At 41.5% G+C, this 26053-nt stretch carries 20 protein-coding genes; 10 read left to right on the top strand and 10 right to left on the bottom strand.

Annotation, left to right across the window (positions count from 1 at the left end; all coding sequences use genetic code 11):
- Nucleotides 1-816: 816 nt before the first annotated feature.
- On the top strand, nucleotides 817-4722 hold the full coding sequence (hrpA, locus tag VQ643_RS04645) for an ATP-dependent RNA helicase HrpA (protein WP_414198119.1): 3906 nt from the start codon (nucleotides 817-819) through the stop codon (nucleotides 4720-4722).
- A gap of 534 nt (nucleotides 4723-5256) precedes the next feature.
- Here hrpA and VQ643_RS04640 read toward each other — a convergent pair.
- The 5 genes from VQ643_RS04640 to VQ643_RS04620 form a co-directional block, all read right to left on the bottom strand.
- Nucleotides 5257-5979: a DUF3108 domain-containing protein gene (locus VQ643_RS04640; protein ID WP_414198118.1), complete on the bottom strand. Its 723-nt coding sequence runs from the start codon at nucleotides 5977-5979 to the stop codon at nucleotides 5257-5259.
- Nucleotides 5980-6642: a phosphoribosylglycinamide formyltransferase gene (gene purN / locus VQ643_RS04635; protein WP_414198117.1), complete on the bottom strand. Its 663-nt coding sequence runs from the start codon at nucleotides 6640-6642 to the stop codon at nucleotides 5980-5982.
- Nucleotides 6642-7700 carry a phosphoribosylformylglycinamidine cyclo-ligase gene (purM, locus tag VQ643_RS04630; RefSeq protein WP_414198116.1) on the bottom strand — a complete coding sequence of 353 codons (1059 nt, stop codon included), beginning with the start codon at nucleotides 7698-7700 and terminating at the stop codon, nucleotides 6642-6644. The genes purN and purM overlap by 1 nt, the downstream gene beginning before the upstream one ends.
- Before the next feature lie 95 nt (nucleotides 7701-7795).
- Nucleotides 7796-8212, bottom strand: a complete 417-nt coding sequence (locus VQ643_RS04625) for a DNA polymerase III subunit chi (RefSeq protein ID WP_414198115.1) — start codon at nucleotides 8210-8212, stop codon at nucleotides 7796-7798.
- Nucleotides 8209-9693, bottom strand: coding sequence for a leucyl aminopeptidase (locus VQ643_RS04620; protein ID WP_414198114.1), 1485 nt, complete (start codon nucleotides 9691-9693; stop codon nucleotides 8209-8211). Before VQ643_RS04620 ends, VQ643_RS04625 begins: the two co-directional genes overlap by 4 nt.
- A 130-nt stretch (nucleotides 9694-9823) precedes the next feature.
- Between VQ643_RS04620 and lptF the strand changes: the two genes are divergently transcribed.
- The 6 genes from lptF to VQ643_RS04590 all read left to right on the top strand — a co-directional run bounded on the left by lptF (nucleotide 9824) and on the right by VQ643_RS04590 (nucleotide 15628).
- The gene (lptF, locus tag VQ643_RS04615) at nucleotides 9824-10948 is read left to right on the top strand and encodes an LPS export ABC transporter permease LptF (protein ID WP_414198113.1); all 1125 of its coding nucleotides are present in this window, start codon (nucleotides 9824-9826) and stop codon (nucleotides 10946-10948) included.
- Complete coding sequence (gene lptG, locus VQ643_RS04610) at nucleotides 10941-12005, top strand: LPS export ABC transporter permease LptG (protein WP_414198111.1); 1065 nt, start codon at nucleotides 10941-10943, stop codon at nucleotides 12003-12005. The genes lptF and lptG overlap by 8 nt, the downstream gene beginning before the upstream one ends.
- 94 nt (nucleotides 12006-12099) lie before the next feature.
- A complete protein-coding gene (gene zapE, locus VQ643_RS04605; RefSeq protein WP_414198110.1) occupies nucleotides 12100-13188 on the top strand; it encodes a cell division protein ZapE in 1089 nt (362 codons plus the stop codon).
- A gap of 56 nt (nucleotides 13189-13244) precedes the next feature.
- Nucleotides 13245-14228: a DctP family TRAP transporter solute-binding subunit gene (locus tag VQ643_RS04600; protein WP_414198109.1), complete on the top strand. Its 984-nt coding sequence runs from the start codon at nucleotides 13245-13247 to the stop codon at nucleotides 14226-14228.
- 51 nt (nucleotides 14229-14279) lie between these two features.
- Nucleotides 14280-14672, top strand: coding sequence for a SirB2 family protein (locus tag VQ643_RS04595; protein ID WP_414198108.1), 393 nt, complete (start codon nucleotides 14280-14282; stop codon nucleotides 14670-14672).
- Between the two features lie 29 nt (nucleotides 14673-14701).
- Nucleotides 14702-15628: an AraC family transcriptional regulator gene (locus VQ643_RS04590; RefSeq protein ID WP_414198107.1), complete on the top strand. Its 927-nt coding sequence runs from the start codon at nucleotides 14702-14704 to the stop codon at nucleotides 15626-15628.
- Between the two features lie 3 nt (nucleotides 15629-15631).
- Here the strand turns inward: VQ643_RS04590 and VQ643_RS04585 are convergent, their stop codons facing one another.
- From VQ643_RS04585 to VQ643_RS04570, 4 genes are all read right to left on the bottom strand, one after another.
- On the bottom strand, nucleotides 15632-16798 hold the full coding sequence (locus tag VQ643_RS04585; RefSeq protein ID WP_414198106.1) for a hypothetical protein: 1167 nt from the start codon (nucleotides 16796-16798) through the stop codon (nucleotides 15632-15634).
- A gap of 15 nt (nucleotides 16799-16813) precedes the next feature.
- Entirely contained in the window at nucleotides 16814-17962 is a 1149-nt protein-coding gene (locus tag VQ643_RS04580) for a cation diffusion facilitator family transporter (RefSeq protein ID WP_414198105.1), read from the bottom strand.
- A gap of 237 nt (nucleotides 17963-18199) precedes the next feature.
- On the bottom strand, nucleotides 18200-19378 hold the full coding sequence (locus tag VQ643_RS04575; protein WP_414198104.1) for a vWA domain-containing protein: 1179 nt from the start codon (nucleotides 19376-19378) through the stop codon (nucleotides 18200-18202).
- 11 nt (nucleotides 19379-19389) lie between these two features.
- Nucleotides 19390-20235, bottom strand: coding sequence for an AAA family ATPase (locus VQ643_RS04570; protein ID WP_414198103.1), 846 nt, complete (start codon nucleotides 20233-20235; stop codon nucleotides 19390-19392).
- Between the two features lie 405 nt (nucleotides 20236-20640).
- Between VQ643_RS04570 and cysK the strand changes: the two genes are divergently transcribed.
- The 3 genes from cysK to VQ643_RS04555 all read left to right on the top strand — a co-directional run bounded on the left by cysK (nucleotide 20641) and on the right by VQ643_RS04555 (nucleotide 24044).
- Nucleotides 20641-21615, top strand: coding sequence for a cysteine synthase A (gene cysK, locus VQ643_RS04565; RefSeq protein WP_414198102.1), 975 nt, complete (start codon nucleotides 20641-20643; stop codon nucleotides 21613-21615).
- 203 nt (nucleotides 21616-21818) lie between these two features.
- Entirely contained in the window at nucleotides 21819-23537 is a 1719-nt protein-coding gene (gene aceK, locus VQ643_RS04560; RefSeq protein WP_414198101.1) for a bifunctional isocitrate dehydrogenase kinase/phosphatase, read from the top strand.
- A 24-nt stretch (nucleotides 23538-23561) separates the two neighbouring features.
- On the top strand, nucleotides 23562-24044 hold the full coding sequence (locus VQ643_RS04555; RefSeq protein WP_414198100.1) for a hypothetical protein: 483 nt from the start codon (nucleotides 23562-23564) through the stop codon (nucleotides 24042-24044).
- Here VQ643_RS04555 and mnmC read toward each other — a convergent pair.
- Nucleotides 24041-25996 carry a bifunctional tRNA (5-methylaminomethyl-2-thiouridine)(34)-methyltransferase MnmD/FAD-dependent 5-carboxymethylaminomethyl-2-thiouridine(34) oxidoreductase MnmC gene (gene mnmC, locus VQ643_RS04550; RefSeq protein WP_414198099.1) on the bottom strand — a complete coding sequence of 652 codons (1956 nt, stop codon included), beginning with the start codon at nucleotides 25994-25996 and terminating at the stop codon, nucleotides 24041-24043. The genes VQ643_RS04555 and mnmC overlap by 4 nt on opposite strands.
- Nucleotides 25997-26053: the final 57 nt, after the last annotated feature.

Genomic DNA, 26053 nt, shown 5'->3' with positions numbered 1-26053 from the left:
TCTAAAAATATTCAAAATGAATTTTATTTTTCTTGGTGTTTTTTAACTAACTTAAGCGTCAATCTTTCCTGTCTTTAGTCGCACTATCTTAGTGAGGCAATTCAATTATGTGGCCTTTCTAGCACACTCAGAAAGGGGTTGGTTATTCAGTGGCCTGTAAACACTATTGTAGAGTGTCGTCATGATTTTCTTTTGTACGAGGCTTGGATTGGTGATTTTAAATCACTACTGATTCAAGCATTTATTTCTAAACTTAGTCTTTAAGCGTGCAACAAAAGTATTTTGCCTAGCGCACTAAAACTGAAGGGTAATTTTTATTCTTGCTCTATAAAGAATTGCGTTATTGGTATGTTGAGGCCTGTTGTGACCGATATTAGAGGGAAAGATCGCTAACAAGAAGTTAGAAACCTATATTATTAGATAGATCAATATAAATTTTTGGGTAAATTAATGGTGAGGTGTTTATTAGTTCACTATTAGTCTAATAGGACCATTTCTTAAGAGATTGATGTGTCACCATGGTATTTGGCAAGACTAAGATGGGCTGGGGTATTAAAAGAAAAGCATAATATAATCCCAGGCTAGGTGCCAAGTGTAGGTTGTTTTTTGTAAAACAGTTGATAGATAACATTAGTATTTAATGTTCCATTGCTTTGGCAGTGTGTACTGTGTTGAAAAATTAAAGATAAGCTGCCTAAGCTAATAGATACGTATTACAATAGATGTATTACACACTTAAGCCGTTAGCACGAGGTTTAAGATAACTAAAAAATGTGAAACCTGTGCTTTCGCATGCTGATACAACGAAGTTATTGAATGTCTGAACACGTCTCTATAAATCAACTGTTGAATAATTTAGATCAAGCGACAACAGTTGATCGTTATCCATTACGCCGCCAACTGCTGCAATTGAAAAAGCACTTTGATGAGTCTGCATTAGCCAAAACCCTAGCTCGTTTTGAGCGCTCTTGTGCGCAAGTTAAAGCGCGTAAAGTCAGTATTCCTGCCATAGGTTACGACAATAATCTGCCCATTGCTGAGCGCCGAGATGAAATTATGGCGCTCATTAAAAAGCACCAAGTAGTGGTTATTGCAGGGGAAACAGGTTCAGGTAAAACCACCCAGCTACCTAAGATGTGTTTAGAGCTAGGTCGTGGTACCCAAGGTTTAATTGGTCATACTCAGCCACGGCGTTTAGCGGCACGTAGCGTAGCGACACGCATTGCGCAAGAGTTAAATTCGCCACTGGGTGAGCTTATTGGGTATCAAGTTAGGTTTGAAGATCAAAGCACTGATCAGAGCTTAATTAAGCTGATGACTGATGGCATCTTGCTGGCTGAAACACGTAATGACCGTTTTTTATCGCGTTATGACACACTTATTATTGATGAAGCCCATGAGCGTAGTTTAAATATTGACTTTTTACTGGGCTATATTAAAACCATTTTGCCCAAACGTCCTGATTTAAAAGTCATTATTACCTCAGCCACTATCGACTTAGAACGTTTTTCTAAACACTTTGATAATGCGCCTGTGATTGAGGTTTCAGGCCGTACTTATCCTGTTGAAACCTGGTATCGCCCGCTGTTAGGTTCGCGTAATGAAGATGGCGAAATTGAAGATGAAGATATTAGTGCAGAGCAGGGTATCTTAAATGCTCTAGCCGAGTTGGAAAGCTATGAGCGTAGTGCGCAAAAGTTGCCAGGTGATGTACTGATTTTTTTCCCAGGCGAGCGAGAGATTCGTGAATGTGCAGATGTGCTACGTAAAGCACAGCTTAAACATGTGGAAGTATTGCCGCTTTATGCGCGGCTTTCTCCCAGCGAACAACAGAAAATTTTTCAGCCACGCCCCGCTCGAAAAATTGTGTTAGCGACTAACGTGGCAGAAACCTCATTAACAGTGCCAGGTATTCGTTATGTGATTGATACAGGCACGGCACGTATTAGTCGCTACAGCTATCGCTCTAAAGTACAGCGTTTGCCAATTGAGGCAATTTCCCAAGCCAGTGCAAATCAGCGCCAAGGGCGTTGTGGTCGGGTAGAAGCTGGGATTTGTGTGCGTTTATACAGTCAGGAAGATTTTAACAATCGGCCGCAGTTTACTGATCCAGAAATTTTACGCACCAACTTAGCGGCTGTTATTTTGCAAATGTTGACGCTTCGTTTAGGTGCAATTGATCAATTTCCATTTATTGAGCCACCAGAAGGCAAAGCTATTAGCGATGGCTTTAATTTGCTGCAAGAGCTGGGTGCTGTTACGCGAGAAAGCCACCTAACACCGATTGGGCAAAAGTTGGCGCAATTGCCCATTGATCCCCGTTTAGGGCGGATGTTGCTTGAGGCCGAGACGCAAGCGAGTTTAAGTGAAGCGTTAATTGTGATTAGCGCACTCTCAGTGCAAGATGTTCGTGAACGTCCATTAGAAAAGCAGCAAGCAGCTGACCAAGCGCATGCGCAGTGGAAAGACCCTGATTCAGACTTTGCAGCATTAGTGAACCTATGGCGAGGATTAGATGAGCAACGCCAAGCGCTAGGCGCTAATGCGCTACGTAATTGGTGTAGAAAAAACTTTATTCACTATTTACGTTATCGCGAATGGCGAGATGCGCATCGCCAACTGACATTAATTTGTCGTGAATTAAAACTGAGTTTTAACCAGCAAGATTGCAATTATGATGCTTTACACAAAGCTTTACTGGCAGGTTTATTAAGCCATATCGGGCAAAAGTCGGAAGACAATGATTACCTTGGTGCTCGCCAGCGACGTTTTGTTATCCATCCCTCTAGCGTACTTGGGAAAAAGAAACCGCAGTGGTTAATGGCTGCTGAATTGGTAGAAACGTCACGATTGTTTGCACGTATGGTAGCGCGTATTGATGTGGAGTGGATTGAGCCATTAGCCGCGCATTTGGTGAAACGTAACTACTTAGAACCGCATTGGGAAAAGCGCCGAGGGCAAGTAGTAGCCTATGAGCAAGTAACCTTATATGGCTTAATCGTAGTAGCGCGTCGTGCTTTGCATTATGGGCCGTTTGATCCTAAAACCAGCCGTGATTTATTTATTCGTGAAGCTTTGGTTGCAGGGGATATTCAAAGTAGGGCTCAGTGTTTAAAAGCCAATCGTGAATTATTAAAGCAGATTGATGAGTTAGAAGCTAAAGCTCGACGCCGTGACATTTTGGCGGATGATGAAGTGCTATACAGTTATTATGATGCACAAATCCCAGAAGATATTTATCAAACCGCAAGTTTTGATAAATGGTATAAGCGCCAGAGCCAGCAGCAGCCTAACCTACTGTTAATGACAGAAGCTGATGTTCTCGCACGAGATGCCAGTGACGTTACCGCCAATCAATACCCAGATTTTCTTCAGTTAGGCGATTTGCGTTTGCCATTAAGCTATCACTTTGAGCCAAAGCATACACGAGACGGTGTTACGCTCAAAGTACCTGCGCCTTTATTGGCACAATTAAACAATGAGCGTTTAGATTGGTTAGTGGCAGGTTTACTGCGTGAGCGTTGTATTGCGTTAGTACGTAACCTACCAAAGGCTGTGCGGAAAAACTTTGTACCTGTACCTGATTTTGTTGATGCAGCATTGGAAAAAATAGTCTTTGCTCAGGGCGTTTTAACCCAAGCCTTAGGCCATGAATTATTACGTATGACAGGTGTGCGCGTAGCCGAAGAGGCTTGGCAGGAAGCTAGCCAGCAACTAGATGCACATTTAAAAATGAATATTGCAGTAGTGGATGCACAAGGTAAGTTGCTCGGAGAGGGACGTGATTTAACTGAGTTAAATGCACGCTTCTCAGGTGTTAGCCAAGTCACATTGGAGCAATTAACGCCGAAAACAGAAGCACAAAGCGTGCAAGTACATTGTTTTTCTGTGCCTGAAGTAGCCAAGCAAAGCATTGCAGGTATGAGCATAACGGTATATCCAGCTTTGTTGGATGAGCAGGGCGAAGTAAAAGAAAGCCGTTTTTCTACCCAAGCCGAAGCGGGTTATCAGCATCGTCGCGCCTTGCAGCGCTTGTTACTCCAAGAATTAAACGAAACGGCTAAATATTTGCGTGCTAACCTACGTGATATTACCCAAGCTGGTATGCTGTATCGTGATATGGGCCGAGTAGAAGCCTTAACAGAGGATATTCTATTAGCTAGCGTTGATGCGTGTATGTTATCTAATCTAGCGTCGCTTCCTCGTACAACAGAACAGCTCAAAGCGGTGGCAGAGCAAGGGCGGGGTGTTTGGGCGGATACAGCACAACAACTATGCAAACAGGTATTAGCGATCTTAAAACAATGGCATGATCTACAAAAACGCCTAAAAGGACGCATTGATTTAAGTTTGGCCTTTGCACTAAATGATATTAAAAGCCAGTTGTCTGCGTTGGTCTATGCTGGCTTTGTACGTGATGTGCCTAGCCAATGGTTGGCAGAATATCCACGTTATTTAAAAGCACTGGCTCAGCGCCTAGACAACCTAGCACGCCAATTGCAAAAAGATAAAGTTTGGACATTAGAGATACAAAACTACTGGGAAAAGTATCAGGCACGTTTAGCTAAGCATCAAAATGAAGGTAAACATGATCCTGAGTTAGTCTTGTACCGTTGGATGCTAGAAGAATATCGTGTATCACTGTTCGCGCAGCAATTAGGCACAAAAATGCCAGTGTCTGATAAACGCTTGGCTAAACAATGGTCGCAAGTAAGTGAGTAAATCACATAAAGTTAGTAGCTCTGGCTGCTAACTTTTTTGTCATAACAACTCGTTTCTCAGGCTTTTTAGAGTAATTAACAATGCTAATAGACGGTAGAATGTGATGAAGAAAATCTGCATTAGAATAGCGGGCCATACCGCAGCTGCTTGTCTTCAAACATTACTGGATAAAGGTTACAGAGTTACTGTAGAAGCTTGTTTTTAGGCGGATAATGAAGCGTACGCATATGACTGGAATGCAGAAAAAGACAACGTGTTTTTCAGTGCAACCTGTCCAGAGGAGCTGCTAGGTTTGGTGTCCATGTGGGAAGTACGAGGAAACGCTTGGACAACTACTGAAAATGAGAGAAATGTCTACCAAGCGCTTATTGAGAACGCCCCTGTATTTGATAGTAATGGCAATCAAATAGAGTTTGCTTAAGTATTTTCAACAGCATAAAACAGCAGCAAGTATTAGATAGGTGTATCTATAAAAAACCGATAACACTAGTGTAGTTATCGGTTTTTTTGTTGTATACAAAGGTTAGGTAAATTCTACTGACCTTTTAGTTTTTTACCGTCAACTGTGCCTTCTTGCAGCACAATTTGGTATTCCTTGCCATCTTTCTCAACTTGTACAAGCTGAACAAGGATGTAGTCCCAGCCTTTATCTTTAGCAAACCACATACTGGTTTTACGCTGCGATTGATCAGGCTCACGCACACGTTCAACTTTTATCGCTTCAACTTTACCTACTTTGGTGGTTACTGTTTCGCTACCTAGCACACGAAAATCGTAAACCTCTAAATCATCGCCATCTAATACGTTGTAGCTCATGCTGGTTTTTCCAGCCGCGACATCTTCTTGCAAGGCGATTTGATAGGTAGATTTATCCAGTGTGCCTGACGGAAGGGTTACATTGATCTCTTTTTTACGATCAATGCCCGTAGCACGTTTGGCTTGCCAGTCAAAGTTTTGTTTAACCACTTTTGATGAACCTAAACCGCTACGCTCATAACGATATGATAAGGGTACAAAGGTACTGCTTTTTTGTTCGAAGGTACTTTTCTCTGTCAAACTAGCCAGCATCATGGCGGCATTGAAGTTTAGTTTCCAGTTATTACCTTCTTTAGTTAAGCTACGTTCAGCCGTACCACTAAAAGGTAGTTGTGTAAAATCAGCAGTATAGCTGGCAAAGAAAGGTTTTAATGGCTCGGCAATAGCTGTCGTTGAGGCAAAAACGAGGCTTAGCGTTGTAGCTAGTAGCACATGGCGCATTTAGATCTCCTTATTATAAAGAGTGTGACCTGTCACTGGTAATAGCTCACCATCCAAACTAGCGCCTTGGGCTGTTAGCTGCAAGCGTTGTTGTGCAAACCACTGGATAGCCATTGGATAGATTTGGTGTTCTAGTAAGTGCACACGTTGCGCTAGGGTGTTGGCGGTGTCTGTCGATTTTATATCTAACTTAGCCTGTATGACTACAGGTCCGCCATCAAGTTCGGCCGTTACAAAATGTACGCTGCAACCATGCTGTGCATCACCTTCTTCTAAAGCACGGGCATGTGTATTTAAGCCTTTGTGCTTAGGCAGAAGCGAAGGGTGGATATTAAATAAACGCCCCGTGTAATGTTCAGTAAATACAGGCGTTAAAATGCGCATAAAGCCAGCTAAGACAACAAGGTCAGGCTGGTATTGGTCGATGCAGTGAACAAGCGCTTGATCAAAAGCTTCACGTCCAGCGTAGTCTTTATGGTTAAGGATATGTGTTGGAATGTCCGCACTTTGGGCGCGGACGAGACCATAGGCATCAGCCTTGTTGCTGATAACAGCGCTCACTTGAATGGTTGCGCTGTTTTTGGTGGCATCAATAATGGCTTGTAGATTGCTCCCAGAGCCAGAAATTAACACCACAAGCTTACAGGTGGTTTGTGCACGCATTAGTGTGATTTTAGGTTGTTTAGTACAACAGGTTGCTCACTGTCAGTAGCAACAATTTTACCAATGATCCAAGGCGCTTCGCCTTGCGCACGTAGATGCTCAAGTGCGAGCTCAGCTTTGTCTTGGGCTACGCAGATAATCATGCCTACGCCACAGTTAAGTACGCGGTGCATTTCTACTTCATCAACATTGCCTTGCTCTTGTAACCAGTCAAAAACAGCAGGGCGCTCCCAGCTAGCAATATCTAACACTGCTTGGGTATTAGCCGGCAGTACGCGAGGGATATTTTCAATCAAGCCACCACCTGTGATATGGGCCATTGCATGCACAGCCCCCGTTTCTTTAATGAGGCTTAATAATGGTTTTACGTAAATACGCGTTGGCGCCATGAGCAGATCAGATAATGCTTTACCATTGATCTTTTGGCTGCTTACATCAGCTCCGCTGACTTCAATAATTTTGCGAATTAATGAGTAGCCATTAGAGTGAGGACCAGAAGAAGGTAGCGCAAGAATTACGTCTCCTGCCTGTACTTTACTACCATCAATAATTTCGCTTTTTTCTACCACGCCTACGCAAAAGCCAGCTAGATCGTAATCTTCACCATGATACATACCTGGCATTTCGGCCGTTTCGCCACCCACTAAGGAACAACCGGCTTGTTCACAGCCCTCACCAATGCCGGTTACAACACGTGCTGCAATGTCAACATTGAGTTTGCCAGTGGCGTAGTAGTCTAGGAAAAACAGAGGTTCTGCACCGCTAACAACAAGATCATTAACACACATAGCAACAAGGTCAATGCCAATACTATCGTGCTTTTCTAAGTCCATTGCTAAGCGTAACTTAGTGCCAACACCGTCAGTGCCTGAAACTAATACAGGTTGGCGATAACCTTCAGGGATTTCGCATAATGCGCCAAAACCACCGAGGCCGCCCATTACTTCTGGACGTGCAGTACGTTTAGATACGCCTTTAATGCGTTCAACTAAAGCTTCGCCTGCGTCGATATCTACACCGGCGTCCTTATAGCTAAGGGAAGGTTGCTTGTTGCTCATGAATCGGGCCTTTGCAAGAAGTGCGAGAAAGTGCGCAATTTTAACAGGAATTCAGTCAATCAGCCATCTGCAAAACGCCTGTTAACAGTAAAAGCTTATAGTTCGACGCGCATGGGGTTTAACCCTAGGTTTCTATAATAGCGAAAATGGTCGCGGCACTGCTCTAATAATGAGGGTTCTTGATTGACAATTTCTATGATTCTTGAGAAATGTTGATGTTCTTCGCAAGGTGAAGGATGCAGATTAATCAATAAGCCATTTTTAGCTAAAGGTTGTTGTTCAATACCAATAATGACTGGAGAGGATAGCGAGTCTTGCGCCAAACAATGCGGTACGAAAGTGTCCTGACGAAATGTCCACAGACGCTGATCCAGATCGCTGCATTGTGCAGTATCTTGAGCGCGAATAAAGACTGGCATACCACTACGCCAGCCTTTAAGTGCCAAGCGGCAAGCCGTATGTAAACGGTCTGCCATGGCTTGGCTTGGGAGTACGTAAAACTCTACTCTCACAAGGTTTGATCCAATAAATATTGCATTAATAGTGGAACCGGGCGGCCTGTAGCGCCTTTTTTCTCGCCGCTGGTCCATGCCGTACCAGCCACATCAAGATGAGCCCAAGGATACGCTTTGGCAAAGCGTGATAAGAAACAGCCCGCCGTAATGGTGCCACCAAAGCGACCGCCAATATTGCCCATATCGGCAAAAGGGCTATCCAACTGTTCTTGGTAGACATCAAATAAAGGTAGTTGCCACGCACGGTCATCTGCGTTGTTACCGGCTTTTAATAGCTGTTCAATTAAGTTTTGATCGTTGCCCATTAAACCGCTGGTTTGTGTGCCAAGTGCTACCATACAAGCACCTGTTAGGGTTGCGATATCTACCACTGCTTTAGGTTTAAAGCGCTCAATATAGGTGAGTGCATCACAGAGTACCAAGCGGCCCTCAGCGTCAGTATTCAGAATTTCAACTGTTTGCCCACTCATGGTCGTAACAATATCACCTGGGCGTGTAGCGTTACTACTTGGCATGTTTTCGGCGCAGGTCATTACACCAATTAAGTTAATAGGTAATTGCAGTTCTAGTGCGGCTTTCATACTACCAATGACAGTGGCAGCACCACACATGTCATATTTCATTTCGTCCATGCCAGGTCCAGGTTTTAAGCAAATGCCACCTGTATCAAAGGTAATGCCTTTACCCAATAGAACATAAGGCTGTTCTGAGGCAGCTGCACCCTGATACTTCATAATGATTAGGCGTGGTGGTTGATCGCTACCTTGGGCAACGGCTAGTAGTGCATTAGCACCTAGTTTTTTCAGTTCCTTTTCATCGAGAACTTCAACGGATAGTGCGGAATATTCTTTAGCTAATTGCTCTGCCTGTTCAGCTAGGTAACTAGGGTGGCAAATATTGGCTGGCATATCGCCCAAAGTACGAGTTAAATCTACCCCTTTACTAATAGCGGTGGCTTGTTTAAGCGCTCGATCAATATCCTTTTGAGTAGCAGTGTTGGCGTGAAACTGCACTTTTAATAAAGTAGGAACAGGTGTTTTTTCGCTTTTAAACTGATCAAACCTGTAGAGATAATGATGTAATGTATCAGCCACTAAACGAGTGATGCTGTAAGCATTTCGTTGTTTAATTGCTAAAGCATCTAAAGCAAGGGTTGCATCCTTTGCAGCAAGACCTTTTAATACCGCCGTTATTGCTTTGATTGTTTTGCGTGCTGCATGGTCTGACAGTTCATCGTCTTTTCCTAGACCTACCAGTAGGAGGCGTTCAGCTTGAATACCTGCAATATCTTGTAATAACAGAGTTTGACCTGCTTTGCCAGTAAAGTCACCGCGCGCTAATATTTTGCTTAGTGCGCCATTGCTGGCTTGATCAACACTTTGTACATTGGCACTCAATGGCTTGTCTTGAGAGAGGGCCAAAACTAATGTACCAGTAGATAAAGTAGTTAAATTTTGAGTATTTACTAAAAATTCCATTGTAATCATCCCCTAAGGATCGATTTTTGCTGGATAATATCGATCATGGCTGTTAGCTGATTGCTCAGCTTATAAAATTGCTACTAGTTTGAGCTGCTTGAGGCAGTCTTGACAACCCTGGAGTGCTCCTTTGATTGTCTTTCGTTATTTGTTTCGCGAAGTAGTAACCACACTAACAGTTGTTAGCGGTGTACTTCTAGTGATTATTATGAGTGGTAGGTTCATTCGCTTTCTAGCGCAAGCGGCTAGTGGCGCTATGGATCCTAGCATTGTCTTGATGATTATGGGGTATCGTATCCCTGGATTTCTACAACTTATTTTACCCTTAGGGTTGTTCTTAGGTATTTTGCTGTCTTATGGGCGATTATATCTAGAAAGTGAAATGACAGTGCTGACTGCCACAGGCATGAGTCAGCAAAAACTGTTTTGCTATACGTTAGCACCGGCTGTTTTTTTAGCCGCTATTGTAGCTTTTTTGGCGTTGTACCTAAGCCCGTTAGGAGGTACGCGTGTTGAACAGCTACTATTTCAGCAGGATAAAATGACTGAGTTTGATACTTTAAGCCCCGGGCGCTTTCAATCTATTGGCGATGGCTCTAGGGTAACCTATGCGGAAAGCCTGTCAGAAGATCGTAATCAACTACAGAATATATTTATCTCTGAGCGACGTAACGCAATAGGCGGTAAGAAAGATGCTGGCATCTCATTGCTGGTGGCTAAATATGGACATCAGGAAATTCGTGAGGACGGTCAACGTTATCTTATTTTAAACGATGGTTACCGTTACGATGGTAAACCAGGTGAGGCAGACTATCGGATTATTAAATACGAAACCTATGGTGTTTTACTGCCTAGTCCTACTGGTGAGTTTGAAAATGATGAAGTAGAAGCTATTGCTACTCAAGAGCTGATTAAAAGTGATGACCCAAAAATGAAGATCGAACTTTATTGGCGTCTTTCATTAATACTTTTGGTTTTTATTGTGACCATGCTGGCAGTGCCTTTAGCCAAAGTAAACCCAAGACAAGGGCGCTTTTTAAAGCTCTTGCCTGCTATTTTTCTGTATATGACGTATTTAGGGTTATTAATAGCTTCACGTGGCGCCTTAGATAAAGGCAAGCTTGCGCTATCTTTGGCTTTTTGGCCTGTACACAGTGTGTTTTTGCTGTTAGCAGTGTTGCTGCTTTATTGGGACAATTTAGTACTTAAACTCGCTCAATGGCGTCGTCCAAGTAAGGGGCAACAGCATGCGTAGGTTGGATTGGTATGTGGGCAAAAGTGTATTGTTTGCCATTCTCAGTGTCTTAGTTGTCTTACTTAGCTTAGCCTGTTTATTTGCTTTAGTGGATGAGTTACGTGGTCTTGGCAAGGGAGGCTATGGTTTTACTCAGGCCTTAAATTACCTCTTATATACAATACCAAAGCGCTTATATGACTTATTACCTATGGGCGTGCTCATTGGCTCTCTTATCGGTTTAGGTACTTTAGCTAGTAATAGTGAACTGACTGTTATGCGCGCAGCGGGCGTTTCTATTAAACGCATTGTCTGGGCTGTGATGAAACCTATGTTACTGATAATGGTACTAGGTTTAGCCATTGGTGAGTATTTGGCGCCATGGGCAGAAAATATTGCAGAATCTAACCGTGCAGTGGCACAAAGTGGCAGCGAAGCCATTAGCTCTAAGCGTGGACTGTGGCATCGTCAAGGAACGGAATATTTTCATGCAAATGCGATTCATCCTAGCGGCAAAATGTTTGGTGTAACTCGCTATAAGCTCAACCAAGAGCGCCAATTGGTTGAAGCCAGTTTTGCTAAAAATGCTATTTATCAAGGTGGGAAGTGGCAACTCAATGACGTGGCTATTACACGGCTTTACCCACGTTATTCTGAAACTGAACATGTTGCTTCTTTAGAGTGGGAAGCAGACTTTGATCCTGCTTTACTCAATACTGTCATTATGAAGCCAGATGCACTCTCTATTTCTGGGTTGTGGCGTTACGCTCATTACTTAGAAGAACAAGAGTTAAAGTCTGAAAATTATTGGCTAGCCTTTTGGGGGAAAGTGTTACAACCGTTAATAACAGCTGCGTTAGTGTTAATGGCAATTTCCTTTATTTTTGGCCCCTTACGTTCAGTGACTTTAGGTCAGCGACTATTTACTGGCGTATTAGTCGGCTTTATCTTCCAAATTGCACAAGATCTGTTAGGCCCCGCCAGCGTTGTTTTTGGTTTTGCTCCTTTGGTGGCCGTTTTATTACCAGCGCTAGTTTGTAGTGCTATTGGTTTTTGGTTGTTACGTCGAGCGGGTTAGTATCCGCTCACTGTTAGATAATGACACTGATTGCCAAAGGTATCTTGTCTGGTTAAAGTGTCAGCCCTTGTTTTCACTATCGAATAAAAAGTAAATGACTCCATTAGAACGCTATCAAAATGACTTAAAACGCCCTGACTTTTTCCACGATGAAGCACAGGAGAATGCAGTCCGCCATTTGCAGCGACTATATGACGATTTAGTCGCTGCTGATCAGCAAGGTAAACGTTTTATTGGTCGTTTATTAAAATCGAAAAAGCTAGTGAAAGGCGTTTATTTTTGGGGTGGCGTAGGGCGTGGAAAAACCTATTTGGTGGATACGTTTTTTGATGCGCTACCATTTGAACAGAAGATGCGTACGCACTTTCACCGTTTTATGAAACGTGTACACGAAGAATTACGCCAGCTGGATGGTGAGAAAAACCCGCTAGTTTTAGTGGCGAAAAAATTTAGTTTAGAAGCGCGGGTTATTTGTTTTGATGAGTTTTTCGTATCAGACATTACTGACGCCATGATTTTGGCTGGGCTGTTCCAAGAGCTCTTTAAAAATGGCGTAACTTTAGTCGCAACTTCCAACATTATTCCAGATAACCTTTATAAAGATGGATTACAACGGGTACGTTTTTTACCTGCTATTGCACTGATTAAGGAACATACAGAAGTAGTCAATGTAGACAGTGGCGTGGATTATCGTCTAAGAGCGTTAGAGCAAGCCGAGCTGTATCACTATCCATTAACAGACAGTGTGGAACAAGAGTTAGAAAAAAGTTTCCGTAGTTTGTTAATGGGCAATGTGAAAGTAACTGAAAATGAAATCCTGATTGTTGAAAATCGAGAAATCGTCGCACGAAAAGTAGCTAATGATGTTGCATGGTTCGATTTTAGAGCAGTTTGTGATGGACCACGCAGTCAAAATGACTATATTGAATTAGCGAAAGTATATAGTGCTGTTATCCTGTCAAACGTAGAACAAATGGACACCTACCATGAAGATGTTGCACGACGTTTTATTAACTTGGTAGATGAGTTTTACGATAGAAATGTAAAACTGATTATTTCTGCAGAAGTTGCTTTAACCGATTTATATGTTGGTGAGCGTTTAAGATTTGAATTTGAACGTACACAAAGCCGCTTATTAGAAATGCAATCACAGGACTTTTTGGAGCGTCCGCATAAGCCGTAATTTTGCTTTTGACGGATGCTGTAACTATTTGCTTTTTCCGTGAATGGATTGCACATATGAAATATTTGCATATTGCTTTACTTATTAGCAGCGCCGTTTTTTCAACAACAATTCAAGCACAAGAACCTATTGTGATTAAATTTTCACATGTGGTTGCCCCTGACACACCAAAAGGTCAGGGGGCTTTGCTATTTCAGAAACTGGTCAAAGAGCGACTAGCAGGTAAAGTAGTAGTTGAGGTCTATCCAAACTCAACATTGTTTGGTGATGATGATGAAATTCAAGCGTTACGCGAAAATAAGGTGCAAATGCTTGCTCCGTCATTGTCAAAATTTGATCAATACACAAAAAAACTACAGATATTTGACTTGCCTTTCTTTTTTGATGATCTAGAGGCGGTTTCTCGGTTTCAACGCCGCGATGCGGGGCGTGAGCTATTAAGTGCCATGTCTGGATATGGTATTTATGGGCTAGGCTTTTGGAATAACGGCATGAAGCAATTATCTGCCACAAAAGCACTGCATAGCCCTAAAGATGCCAAAGGATTAAAGTTTCGAATTCAACCCTCTGCTATTTTAGAGGACCAGTTTAAAGCCATCGAAGCAATACCTGTACGTATTCCGTTTAGTCGTATGTATGAAGCGGCAAGGAAAAAAGAGATTTCAGGGGCTGAGAATCCATGGTCTAACCTATACAGCAGCAATTTATATCAGCAGCAACCTTATATTGTTGAAAGTAATCATGGGTTACTCTCTTATATGGTTATTGTAAATCGTGACTTCTGGTTAACCTTGCCATTGGCGACAAAAATTGAGCTAGAAGGCATTATGGAAGAGGTCACTACAGCCGTAAATGAACGCTCCAATCAGATTAATGAGCGCTATAAACAACAGCTGAAAACCGTCAATGGTGTGCATGTGCGTTCCTTTAGCCCTGCCGAGCACGACGAGTGGCGTGCGCGCATGATTCCACTATGGGGTAAGTACCGTGCCGACATTGGCGAACAGCTCATGCGTAATGCACGTGTTGTTAATCAGTAACACGCTAACAGCCATCTTAAGCACACTTAAGATGGCTTGTGTGGTATCTCTATGTTGGATCACTATTATCTACTGATTAAACAGTTTCATATTGGTTTAGCGCTCTTGAGTGTTAGCCTATTTATTTTCCGCTTTTTACTACTTTGGTTGAAAAAATGGCCAAAAAAAAGGCTAAATCCTTTTAATCGTCTAAGCTATATTCTAGACACAGGACTGCTATTAGCTGCGTTTTGTTTATTGTATATTTTGCAGTTAAACCCTTTTACTACAGCTTGGGTAGCAAGTAAGTTAATCTTACTTGTTGTTTATGTTGGTTTAGGAATACTAGCTTTTAAATCCCAGCAACAAAAAATAAAAATAATGGCTGCGCTATTAGCATTACTGTGCTTCTACTTAATTTATAAAAGTGCGCGCCTCCATTTACCTTTTGCAGGTTTATTATAAAAAAGCGCGCCATAAGAGGGTGGTAGTGTATGGATGCGCTAAGTCGAATTATTGATGATATTCATCTGGCAGGAATTCAATTTCTACATTTAAACTGTCGTAGTGAAAGCTCTGTGGCGCTAGACAAAGATAATTGTGGTTTTTTTCATTTGATTTTGCAGGGCGAACTAACCTTAGTTTCTGAAAATAAAAAAATTAACCTGAAGCAGTGGGACGTAGTTTTTGTGCCACAAGGAAAGCCTCATTTATTGCAAGTTAAACAGGCGCCCTCAACAGGTTGTAAGCTGGTTTTAAATAAAGCATTTAAAGGGCATAGTCGAGAGCCAATAAACTTAGGTGAGGGGCCTGTCCAAGCATTATTGCTCAGTGCTAAGTATCGTTATGATTTAGAATTAGCAGCACCTTTAATGGCTGCTTTACCAGCATTTTTTATATTAGAGTCAAAACAAAACACACCGCCTCAATGGTTACGTTTAGGGCTAGAGTTTTTAAGCACTGAGCTAGGTCAACACCTTTCAGGTGATCAGGTTATTATTAACCGCCTTGGAGATATTTTATTTGTTCAATGTATCCGAAATTATTTAAGTCAAACAAAGATTGAAGATTTAGGTTGGTTATACGCACTACGCGACCCACAGCTATCTAAGGTCATAGCCCAGTTGCATGCTTATCCTGATAAACCTTGGACTGTACCTGAACTAGCCAATATTGCTTGTATGTCTCGTTCGGCTTTTGCTGGCCGTTTTAAAGAAGTTTTGGGGTACCCACCACTAAACTACCTTACTCAACATCGAATGCGTTTAGCGGCATGGCTGCTCAGGCAGGAAAAAGGGTCTATTTATCATGTGGCTGAACGGGTTGGCTATGATTCGGAAAATGCCTTTAGCCAAGCATTTAAACGTGTCTATAACCTTACCCCAAGTGCTTATCGTAAACTGGACTGTGCAATAAGTTAGCTATTATCGGTAGTTAGCATCTTTCCATGTATAGGTGTGACAATACTCTAAACTAGAGGCTTTTACAGAAATTTCAGTTCCTTCTGTGTAATTAAAGCTATCAATTAAACAGTTAGTTTCTAGTAGGCGTAACATATAAGGGCGATATGAAGGTGTTTTAATTTGGCTAATAATATGACTGAGAGGGTCATAAAAAGCAGTCCATTTGGCTAAGGGGGGAATGGATACTTCTTCGTGTTTCGCAGATAAAATTACGTGTGGTTTTTCTTCGCTGAGCATGGCTATAGTAGCGTAAGCTTTTTGTTGCTGGTTAAGTAAAAAGTTGGGTTTGAAAAGAATGTCTAACATTTTATTTGAGTTTTCACTTAAATCAATTTTGTTATTTGTATCTTTCTGTTGTTTAAAACTAGATAATAGCTCTTTAGAACTATAAAATTCATATTCTAATATGTTGTTTAGTGATCGGCTTTTGGTATCTAGTAATGGGTATTTATTAACTATAGAAAATCCGCTTTTTTGCAACTGTTGATGGAAAAATAAATGTTCTTTTAATAAAACATTAAATATCATTTTTCCTAGTAAGAAATCACTGGTTTTAATCTGCTGCTGTAAAGCAATAAAATTATTTTCAATCTCAGAATTAACGGTGGAGTTGACAGTAGTATTTCTTAACTGGTGAGCCCAAGATAGCCATTGTAGTTTTTGTGCATTTTTTAAATTTTCTATCTTAGGAATATAACTAGATGATCCCCAATGACCAAGTAAAATAACTGGGTTTTTTAATAATTTATTGTAACGCTGAATAAATATATCGTTATCTTTTAATAGCTTTTCTATTTGTTCATCAGGCAAAACTATTAAATCACTCAGTTCTGTATTGGCAAAGGAATCAGGTAGAATAGGGTAAGTTTTAATATATTGTGAGCCTTCGTTAGAATTTATAAAGTCGTCTACTATTCTTTTACCCACAGCTCTTGTATCTGCACCATTTTCAGCTTCTATTCCAGCCCATTCAAAATAACTATCATAAATAGAATTGTCAGATTCAGGCTTTCTAGCCGCTTCAAGCCAAACTTCAGCCTCTGGGCTTAGTGCAGGTTCTCTTAGCCAAAAGAAGCCTAGTGTTGTAAGAAGGATACTGCCAATGATTAATTTTTTAGCTGGCTTCATCTATTACTAGTCCATTTAATAAAAGAATATTTTAATATTTCCAATGTAACTTAAATCTGAAATTTTACTTTTTAACGTCTGTGCTAATTTGCTAGATTGTGGTATTTCACTTTGTTCAGCGAGAGGTAAAAATAAATCAATTTCTATTTTACCGGCTAAATAATGGAATGTGCATTGATCTAATGAGTATTTAGGCAGTATTTCACACCAATATTTTTCTAATAAAGGAATAAGCTCTTGGCGCAGTGGTAATGCTTTGTTGAGTTCAGTGAGTTCGTCATCTTCTGGATCAATATGAATCATAACATCTGCAATAGATGGATTCAGTTCATATAGGCGATAGCGAACATAGTCGCTAATATGATGCCCTTCAGAAACACTAAGTCGGCTATCTACTTGAATATGCACGTCAATATGCGAGCTGCCAGCCATTCTACGGCTGCGTAACATGTGCATGCTTTTAACGCCTTTTACCTCGGCAATAGCCTGTTTAATATGGTTAATAGTCTCAGGTTCTAGACCTGTATCTATCAGTTCGCGGATAGCTCCCCAAGCTTGATCCCAACCTACTTTGGCAATCATTAAAGCTACGCCAATAGCAGCAAAGGCATCTAGATAAGTAAAATCTAATAAACTACCAGCGACGCCGACTAACACCACAATAGAGGAAATAGCGTCGGTTCTATGATGCCATGCATTGGCTGCCAATAAGTTGGATTTTACCCGGCGTGCCGCACCTATGGTGTATTGGTAAAGAGCTTCGTTAGCGGCTATAGAAAGAAAGGCAATCAGTAGCACAATAGGTGTGGGTTTAAGTAAGCTTTCAGGGTTAAGAATACGTTGCGCTGCATCAACAGCAATACCGCCTGCGGTAATGATGAGTATAGCTCCTAAAGCAACAGTAAAAATAGTTTCAATACGCGCATGGCCATAAGGGTGTTCTTGATCAGCTGGTTGTGTTGAGTATTTGGCCGCTAAAAGCACCATTAAGTCAGTACTTAAGTCAGCTAGAGAATGTAAGCCATCGGCGATAAGGGCTGTGGAGTTACCAATGAAACCAAAAATAATTTTTATTATAGTTAGCACTGTGTTGGTGATAGCACCAACAATACTAGTGTTACGCATAGCTTCGCGTCGTGCTTGAGCAAGCTGCTGAGTGCCCATGGAAATACCTTTACTATTAAAATAAATAATATAAAGGTTAGTTATTTTTTTTATTAATGTCTATTAAATAAAATCATAAGTGGTAATAGGTTTTTTTAATCTATAGTATGTTTTTGTTATTGCTTTTATTAATGCTAATTAATATTGTTTATTTTTATGTTAAAAGCTAAAAGCTAAAAGCTAAAAGCTTAATGAGAAACAATTGCTTTACCTTTATTAGTAAAGCAATTGTAAGGTCTATTTAGATAAGTAACGCATGCCTTCTTCTAGCCCTTCAATAGTTAAAGGGTACATACGTTGATCAATTAAGTCACGAATGACTTTATTGGAGGCGGTATATTCCCAAGCCCGTTTGGGAAAAGGGTTAATCCAAATAAGTTTTTTAAACTTTTCAGTAAAGCGGCGCATCCAAACGTAGCCTGCTTCATCATTCCAATGCTCAACGCTACCGCCTGCTTGAGTGATTTCATAGGGGGCCATAGCGGCATCACCAACAAAAATTACTTTGTAATCACTGCCGTATTTATTGAGCAAATCTTGAGTTGAAGTGCGTTCAGTGGTGCGTCGTTGATTGTTTTTCCAAACCGATTCATAAATAAAATTATGAAAATAATAATATTCAAGGTGTTTAAATTCGGTCTTGCAGGCAGAAAAAAGCTCCTCGCAGACTTTCACGTGGGCGTCCATTGATCCGCCAATATCAAAGAGCACTAACAGCTTAACGGTATTGCGCCGCTCAGGGCGCATTTGAATGTTGAGCAGGCCGCCATCTTTGGCTGTATGGTCAATAGTGCCATGAAGGTCAAACTCATCAGCAGCACCTTGACGAGCAAATTTGCGCAAACGGCGTAAGGCAACCTTAATATTGCGTGTGCCTAGCTCTACTTCATCATCAAGGTTTTTATATTCGCGCATGTCCCACACTTTTAGCGCTTTGCCTTGACGTTTGCCTGCATTGCCTAAACGGATGCCTTCAGGGTTAAAACCACCTGAACCAAAAGGGCTAGTGCCACCGGTACCTATCCATTTATTACCGCCTTGATGCTTTTCTTTTTGCTCTTCAAGGCGTTTTTTAAATTCTTCAATGAGTTTATCCAAGCCGCCTAAGGTTTGGATCATGGCCTTTTCTTCCTCCGTCAAACTGCGCTCAAATTCACGGCGCAGCCATTCGTCAGGTATGAGTGCTTCAATATGTTGGTCAAGGTTTTCTAAGCCTTGAAAATAGGCGGCAAAGGCACGGTCGAATTTATCGTAATGTCGTTCATCTTTAACTAGTAAAGCACGGGCTAAATAATAGAATTCATCCATGTTGGCGAAGACTACATTATTCTTCAGTGCATTAATTAAATCCAATAACTCGCGTACCGAGACAGGTACACGAGCGACGCGCATTTCATGAAATAAATTCAATAACATAAAGGCACCTATTAGCGTGTGCCACGGCGGCTCATAAAGGCAAGACGTTCAAGTAACATAACATCTTGTTCATTTTTCACTAAGGCGCCAGCTAGTGGTGGAATCGCTTTGGTTGGATCACGCTCGCGCAGTACTTCTTCACCAATATGGTCAGCCATTAAAAGTTTTAACCAGTCGACTAGCTCGCTGGTAGAAGGCTTTTTCTTTAGGCCAGGTACTTGGCGGATATCGAAGAATACATCCAGTGCATGGCTAACCAGCGTTTGGCTGATATTAGGATAATGCACATCAACAATTTTTTTCAGTGTATCGCGGTCAGGGAAGGCAATATAATGGAAAAAACAACGGCGTAAAAAAGCGTCGGGCAGCTCTTTCTCATTATTAGATGTAATCACTATGATAGGACGTTGTTTAGCTTTAATTGTGGTATCTGTTTCGTAGACATAGAACTCCATTTTATCGAGCTCTTGTAAAAGGTCGTTAGGAAACTCAATGTCGGCTTTATCGATTTCATCAATCAGTAGCACAACGCGTTGCTCAGCTTCAAAAGCTTCCCAGAGCTTACCTTTTTTAATGTAGTTGTTGATGTCGTGGACGCGATCTGAGTCGAGCTGAGAATCACGTAACCGGCTAACCGCATCATACTCATAAAGGCCTTGGTGGGCTTTGGTGGTTGATTTAATATGCCAAGTAATCAAACGGGCATCTAATGCGCTAGCTAGCTCTTCGGCGAGCATGGTTTTTCCTGTGCCAGGCTCGCCTTTCACTAAAAGAGGGCGCTCTAGAGTAATAGCTGCATTCACGGCTAGCATTAAATCATCCGTTGCAACGTAAGATTGAGTACCAGTAAATTTCATTAGAATCCTCGCGTCGATAAGTTCATGCAACAGCAAAGTAATAGCTAACTACTATAGCCACTTTTGTGACAAAAGCGATGATGTGCTGCTGATAAATGACGGTGAAAAATATGACTGCTAAGTCAGGTAAATACTTGGTTTTCTTTGTTTTTATTTCACATAAGGGTTATTAATGCCATAAAACAGAACAGATAACTAGCCTTCTGTCAATTAACATCATTGTAGAAAAGATCCGCGTGATTTCCAGTGCTTGGCGGATAATAACCAAAATGAGTCTATTTACTGTATTTTGATATAAGGAAAATGGTTATTAATATTTTACTTTTTATAACCAAGTGTTAATCTGCCAAATAGATACTGATGACGCATAGCGCAGCATGCTTTTCTCATTACTAGGAGTAATCCATGAGCCATATTTTTTCTAATAATGCACTCACTATAGGCAACACACCTCTAGTTAAACTCAATCATATTGCTCCTGTTGGAGCGAATGTCTTGGTTAAGATTGAATCTCGTAATCCAGCAGGCTCTATTAAATGCCGTATTGCTGCAAATATGGTTGAACAGGCAGAAAAAGACGGTTTGCTCAAACCTGGTATGACCTTAGTTGAACCAACCTCAGGTAATACAGGTATTGGTTTGGCATTTGTGGCAGCTGCTAAAGGTTACAAGCTGATTTTAACCATGCCATCTTCTATGAGTTTGGAGCGTCGCAAATTAGTGAAAGCACTGGGTGCTGAGTTGGTCCTTACTGAGCCAGCTAAAGGTATGAAAGGTGCAATTGAAAAGGCCAATGAAATTGTAGCCACAGATCCCAGCAAGCACATTATATTGCAACAATTTGAAAACCCAGCTAACCCAGCTATTCATGAAAAAACCACAGGCCCTGAAATTTGGCAAGATACTGAAGGAAAGGTGGATGTGTTGGTCAGTGGTGTAGGGACTGGTGGTACTATTACAGGTATCTCACGCTACTTGAAAAAAACCAAAGGCAAAGCTATTACTTCGGTTGCGGTTGAGCCGGTGGAGTCACCTGTCATTAGCCAAGCCTTAGCGGGACAGGAACTTAAACCAGGTTCTCATAAGCTACAGGGAATTGGTGCGGGTTTTATTCCAAAAAATCTAGATCTCTCATTGGTTGACCAAGTACAACAAATTACTGCAGATGAAGCAAAGCAAACAGCTTTAGCGCTAATGCAAAAAGAAGGTATTTTATGCGGTATTTCTAGTGGGGCTGCGGTTGCGGCTGCTTTGAAGTTAGCTGGCCAAACAGAATTTAAAGGGAAAACTATTGTTGTAATTCTACCCGATTCGGGCGAGCGCTATTTATCTAGTATGTTGTTTGACGACTTATTTACTGAAAAAGAGCTAGCGCAGTAAAACTATAAAACCCTGTAAAAAGAACTGACCCCAAAAAGTTGAACTGACTTTTTGGGGTTTTTATTGGCATTGTTAATATCAAAGCTACTATAAGCGTTAGCTAATATCACTAAATTAGCTTTGGTCTATAGGTAGTACTCTTGTATCTTTGCTACAAAAATGACTAATCTGCAACTAATAGTTTTCAAATCAAGGATTATAAGATGAGCTTAGTTTGCCCATCAGTTGCTATTGCACGTGATATTTTAAATGCTTTTGATGATTACCGCGATCGCTTTCGAGACATTACCAATCAGGCAAGAAAACGCTTTGAGCAATGTAAATGGCAAGAAATTCAAAAAGCCGGTGCTCAGCGTATTCAGCTCTATAAAGAGTGTGTCTTAGTCGCGCGTGATAAGCTGAAACAACTCTATGGGGCAGATGTTTTGGCTAGCATTGAGTGTTGGACGCAGATTAAACAGTCTTATATAGGGCAAATTGATTTGCGCTTGGATGATGAGTTGTCTGAAACTTGGTTTAATTCTGTTTTTAATAGCTTATTTAGCCATGATAAAATTTGCGATAGTTGCATGTTTGTGCAAAGTACACGTCATGGTAAGCGCGGACATAATACGCCAATGCAGATCCGCACTTACCGCCCAGAAGGGAACTTAACAGCTGTTTTAGAACAGATTAGTTTAGATTATCAATTTGATGTGCCTTATATTGACCGCACCAAAGATGTTGCGCGTATTGAAAAACAACTAAGACGCAATTTGCCAGATTGGGTTTGCAAAGATCCTAACCTGACAATTGAACTCTATAGCTCACGCTTATATCGCAATAAAGGGGCCTACTTAGTTGGACGCATTTTTACTCCAGACGAGCAATGGCCATTAGTGATTGCTATTGTTAATACAGAGTGTGAAGGTATTCGTTGGGATGCGGCTATTATTGATGAAGATGATGTGTCTATTATTTTCTCTTTTACACGCTCTTATTTTATGGTGCGCGTGGCCTATCCAGCGGAATTTATTCAGTTTCTCCAGTGTATCTTGCCGCGTAAAGATATTGCAGAGCTTTACACTTCGATTGGTTTTTATAAGCAAGGCAAAACAGAATTTTATCGTTCATTGATGGAGTATTTAAGTACTACTGACGATAAGTTTATTATGGCGCCTGGGGTACGTGGCATGGTGATGTCGGTATTTACATTACCTGGTTTTAGTACTGTATTTAAATTGATTAAAGATAAGTTCTCGCCTTCTAAAACGGTTGATCGAGCGACTGTAATTGATAAGTATCGCCTTGTGAAACACGTTGACCGTGTAGGACGCATGGCCGATACCCAAGAGTTTTCTGATTTGCGTTTTCCTAAAAGCAAATTTGACCCAGAGTGTTTAGAAGAACTATTAGAAGTAGCACCTTCGACAGTTGAAATACAGGGCGATGAGGTTTTAGTGCGTCACTGTTGGACTGAGCGGCGGATGACCCCACTGAATATTTATCTTGAAAATGCCAATGATCAGCAAGTGCTTGATGCGCTTGATGACTACGGGCTAGCCATTAAGCAATTGGCTGCTGCGAATATATTTCCAGGCGATATGCTATTGAAAAACTTTGGTGTAACCCGTCATGGTCGAGTTGTATTTTATGACTACGATGAGATCAGTTATCTCACCGAAGTTAACTTTCGAGATATACCACCTCCACGTTATCCAGAAGATGAATTTTCTGCAGAACCTTGGTACTCAGTTGGGCCTAATGATGTCTTTCCAGAGGAGTTTCCGCGCTTTTTGTTTGTAGATGTGAAGCAGCGCAAGCTATTTAGGGAACTACACGGGGATTTATACAAAGCAAGCTACTGGAAGACCTTGCAAGAGGCAATCGAAGCTGGAAAAGTAATAGATGTCTATCCATATAGACGCAGAAATATCGAATAACTCACAGCTTTGGATGTGACGTCTATGACTAACCTATTGTTAATTGAGCATATGGAGTTTGCCAGCGAGCAATTTGCTATTAATGATGCAAAATTTAATCAGTACCGCAATAATGCTGGGCAGTGGGAGTTTATCTTAGCCTTTAATAATGCCCAGCCAGTACAAGTATGCAATGAATTGGCTGAGCTTATACAGGCTGAGCCTGATTTTGAAGTCACTTTAATGAGCCCTATTGAGGAACCATTAGAAAAAGGGCACTTACTCTACCAAGCGGCAGGTTATTGTGAGCAATTAAATGAGTGCTTAACTAATTTTTATTATTTCGCTCATGAAAATGTTGAAAAAATAAAAATCGAATTATTGGAAGCCGAACCTGAACGGTTAAAGCTTAACCTTTCAGGTATGACCATAGTCAATGGTTCTAATGGCAAGCATTGCGATGCTAGATTGACGTTAAAAGAAGTGATTTTTCAACGTGATACTCAACTGGAGCGCTCATTTTATTAGCGCTCATTGCGCATTAACTGCTTTACTAAAAAACGATTGGGGTGGCAGGCATTAGCTAACTCTTTATCAATTGGAAGTGGTTCGTTATTAATATAAGCAGCCACTAATTCCGCCATTAGTGGAGCAGTAATCATGCCGCGTGATCCTTGCGCGCTATTTGTATACAAACCAACGTGCCATGGACACTCGCCTTCGGGCACTTTGCGCGCATTGCGCCGCAGACGCGCATAAACTTTAGCAAAAGCTTGTGCATCAGCGATAGGGCCGGCTAAAGGCAGATAGTCAGGCGTAGTGCTTCGATAAGCAGCATGACCACCCAGTTGACTGCTATCGATCGCTAAACTTTGCTTAAATTCCGTACTAATAGCTTCCAATAAAGCTAAATTACTTTGTTGTTCTTCAGCGGTGACTTCTTGCCCGTTTGGGCGAAAATTAAAGCTTGCACCAAACGTATGCTGACCTTGCCATGCAGGGGCGCAATAGCCCTCGGCCGAAATCACTGTTTTTAATGCTCGACTTGCCATAGTTGCTGGCGCTGTCGTGGTTTGCCCTCCCACGTTTTTTACCAGTAAATGAGCGGTTTGGTTAAAATTTTTCACATTAGTTGCATTACAGAGTACTAATACAGGGGCTTGTGTAATCAAGGCTTGCTGATTAAATAATTGCCACTGCTCATGCTCATATGCAATATCGGTGATAGGACAGTTGAGACGTAGTTGAATATTAGGATGATTCAATAGCGTACGGCAAAGTGAGGCCGGATTAAGCCAGCCTGAGTCAGGGAAAAACACACCTTCGTGTTCAATTGGAATGCCAGCTAAGGTGCTTGCTTGTTCTTTGTTAACACTATAAAGCAAGCTTTTAGGAAAGCTTGTTGTCAGCTCTTTAAGGCGGAAAGCCTCTTTTTCGGTGTGCGGTAATTGCAATAAACCACAGCCTTGCCATGCGACGCTATCTCCTAGGCTTGCTAATAAACGCCGTGTATAACCAAAGCCTGACATAATTAATTGAGTCAGCTGAGTGCCATGAGCAGAAAGCTTTAAGTACATAATACCTTGTTGATTACCTGAGGCTTCTTGTGCAACAGCTTCCCGTTGCTCAAGCACTTCAACATGCCAACCGCGGTTTGCTAAGCTGTATGCAGTAGCGCAGCCACTGATACCAGCACCAAGAATAACGGCTTTGCGCTGTTTGAAAGCATGAGTGGGGCGTACAAACCAAGGTAGGTTTTGGTAGCTAGCCGGTTTCTGATAAGTACCTACTAGCATTTCGCGTTTTTGCCCAAAGCCCTTTATACGTTGCATGGCAAAGCCTTGTTCGTTTAAGCCGCGACGCACGAAGCCTGCACTGGTGAAGGTGGCTAAACTGGTGTTGGGTGATGAAAGTCGTGCTAGTTGGGCAAATAGCTGTTCATTCCACATTTGAGGGTTTTTTGCAGGAGAGAAACCATCTAAAAACCAAGCATCAACCTGAGCATCTAATTGCTCAAGCATGCTTTGCGCATCTCCTATAAGTAGACTTAGCGTTATATGCCCATTGGCAAAGCTTAAGTGCTGAAAGCCTTCTTGAATAGCTAGGTATTGTGGTAATAATTGCTCACTGTAACTTGCAAGCTCAGGCCATAGACTAAGGGCTTTAGTGAGATCAGTAGCTGTTAAAGGATAGCGCTCAACACTGATAAAATGCAGCTGGCTGTTGCTAGGAGCTAGTGTCTCAAACAAACGCCAGGTGGCTAGAAAGTTTAAACCTGTGCCAAAACCTGTTTCACCAATAACAAATCTTTGGCATGGTGCTAGCGCTGTAAAGCGCTGTGGCAGATGGTTTTGTTGTAAAAAAACGTACTGGGTTTCGGCAAGACCACTTTCACGGGAAAAGTAGATATCATCAAACTGATTGGACAAAGGTTGACCTTGTTCATCCCAATCAAGCTTGGCATGTTTAAACTCACTCATTAGGCTATCCAAAAATGACACTGCGGCTATTTTAGCGTAACTGTTAACCTAATGCCT

Origin of the sequence: Pseudomonas sp. F1_0610 (genome assembly GCF_047470865.1) — a bacterium.
In the GTDB taxonomy this organism is placed as follows: domain Bacteria; phylum Pseudomonadota; class Gammaproteobacteria; order Pseudomonadales; family Pseudomonadaceae; genus JAZDRH01.
The sequence above is the reverse complement of the archived record's forward strand: the minus strand, read 5'-3'. Positions and strand labels throughout refer to the sequence as shown.

Excerpts from the sequence above, each read along its gene's own strand:
- hrpA (WP_414198119.1), top strand. The coding sequence starts at position 817 with ATGTCTGAACACGTCTCTATAAATCAACTGTTGAATAATTTAGATCAA.
- VQ643_RS04640 (WP_414198118.1), bottom strand. The coding sequence starts at position 5,979 with ATGCGCCATGTGCTACTAGCTACAACGCTAAGCCTCGTTTTTGCCTCA.
- purN (WP_414198117.1), bottom strand. The coding sequence starts at position 6,642 with ATGCGTGCACAAACCACCTGTAAGCTTGTGGTGTTAATTTCTGGCTCT.
- purM (WP_414198116.1), bottom strand. The coding sequence starts at position 7,700 with ATGAGCAACAAGCAACCTTCCCTTAGCTATAAGGACGCCGGTGTAGAT.
- VQ643_RS04620 (WP_414198114.1), bottom strand. The coding sequence starts at position 9,693 with ATGGAATTTTTAGTAAATACTCAAAATTTAACTACTTTATCTACTGGT.
- lptG (WP_414198111.1), top strand. The coding sequence starts at position 10,941 with ATGCGTAGGTTGGATTGGTATGTGGGCAAAAGTGTATTGTTTGCCATT.
- zapE (WP_414198110.1), top strand. The coding sequence starts at position 12,100 with ATGACTCCATTAGAACGCTATCAAAATGACTTAAAACGCCCTGACTTT.
- VQ643_RS04600 (WP_414198109.1), top strand. The coding sequence starts at position 13,245 with ATGAAATATTTGCATATTGCTTTACTTATTAGCAGCGCCGTTTTTTCA.
- VQ643_RS04595 (WP_414198108.1), top strand. The coding sequence starts at position 14,280 with ATGTTGGATCACTATTATCTACTGATTAAACAGTTTCATATTGGTTTA.
- VQ643_RS04590 (WP_414198107.1), top strand. The coding sequence starts at position 14,702 with ATGGATGCGCTAAGTCGAATTATTGATGATATTCATCTGGCAGGAATT.
- VQ643_RS04585 (WP_414198106.1), bottom strand. The coding sequence starts at position 16,798 with ATGAAGCCAGCTAAAAAATTAATCATTGGCAGTATCCTTCTTACAACA.
- VQ643_RS04580 (WP_414198105.1), bottom strand. The coding sequence starts at position 17,962 with ATGGGCACTCAGCAGCTTGCTCAAGCACGACGCGAAGCTATGCGTAAC.
- VQ643_RS04575 (WP_414198104.1), bottom strand. The coding sequence starts at position 19,378 with ATGTTATTGAATTTATTTCATGAAATGCGCGTCGCTCGTGTACCTGTC.
- VQ643_RS04570 (WP_414198103.1), bottom strand. The coding sequence starts at position 20,235 with ATGAAATTTACTGGTACTCAATCTTACGTTGCAACGGATGATTTAATG.
- cysK (WP_414198102.1), top strand. The coding sequence starts at position 20,641 with ATGAGCCATATTTTTTCTAATAATGCACTCACTATAGGCAACACACCT.
- aceK (WP_414198101.1), top strand. The coding sequence starts at position 21,819 with ATGAGCTTAGTTTGCCCATCAGTTGCTATTGCACGTGATATTTTAAAT.
- VQ643_RS04555 (WP_414198100.1), top strand. The coding sequence starts at position 23,562 with ATGACTAACCTATTGTTAATTGAGCATATGGAGTTTGCCAGCGAGCAA.
- mnmC (WP_414198099.1), bottom strand. The coding sequence starts at position 25,996 with ATGAGTGAGTTTAAACATGCCAAGCTTGATTGGGATGAACAAGGTCAA.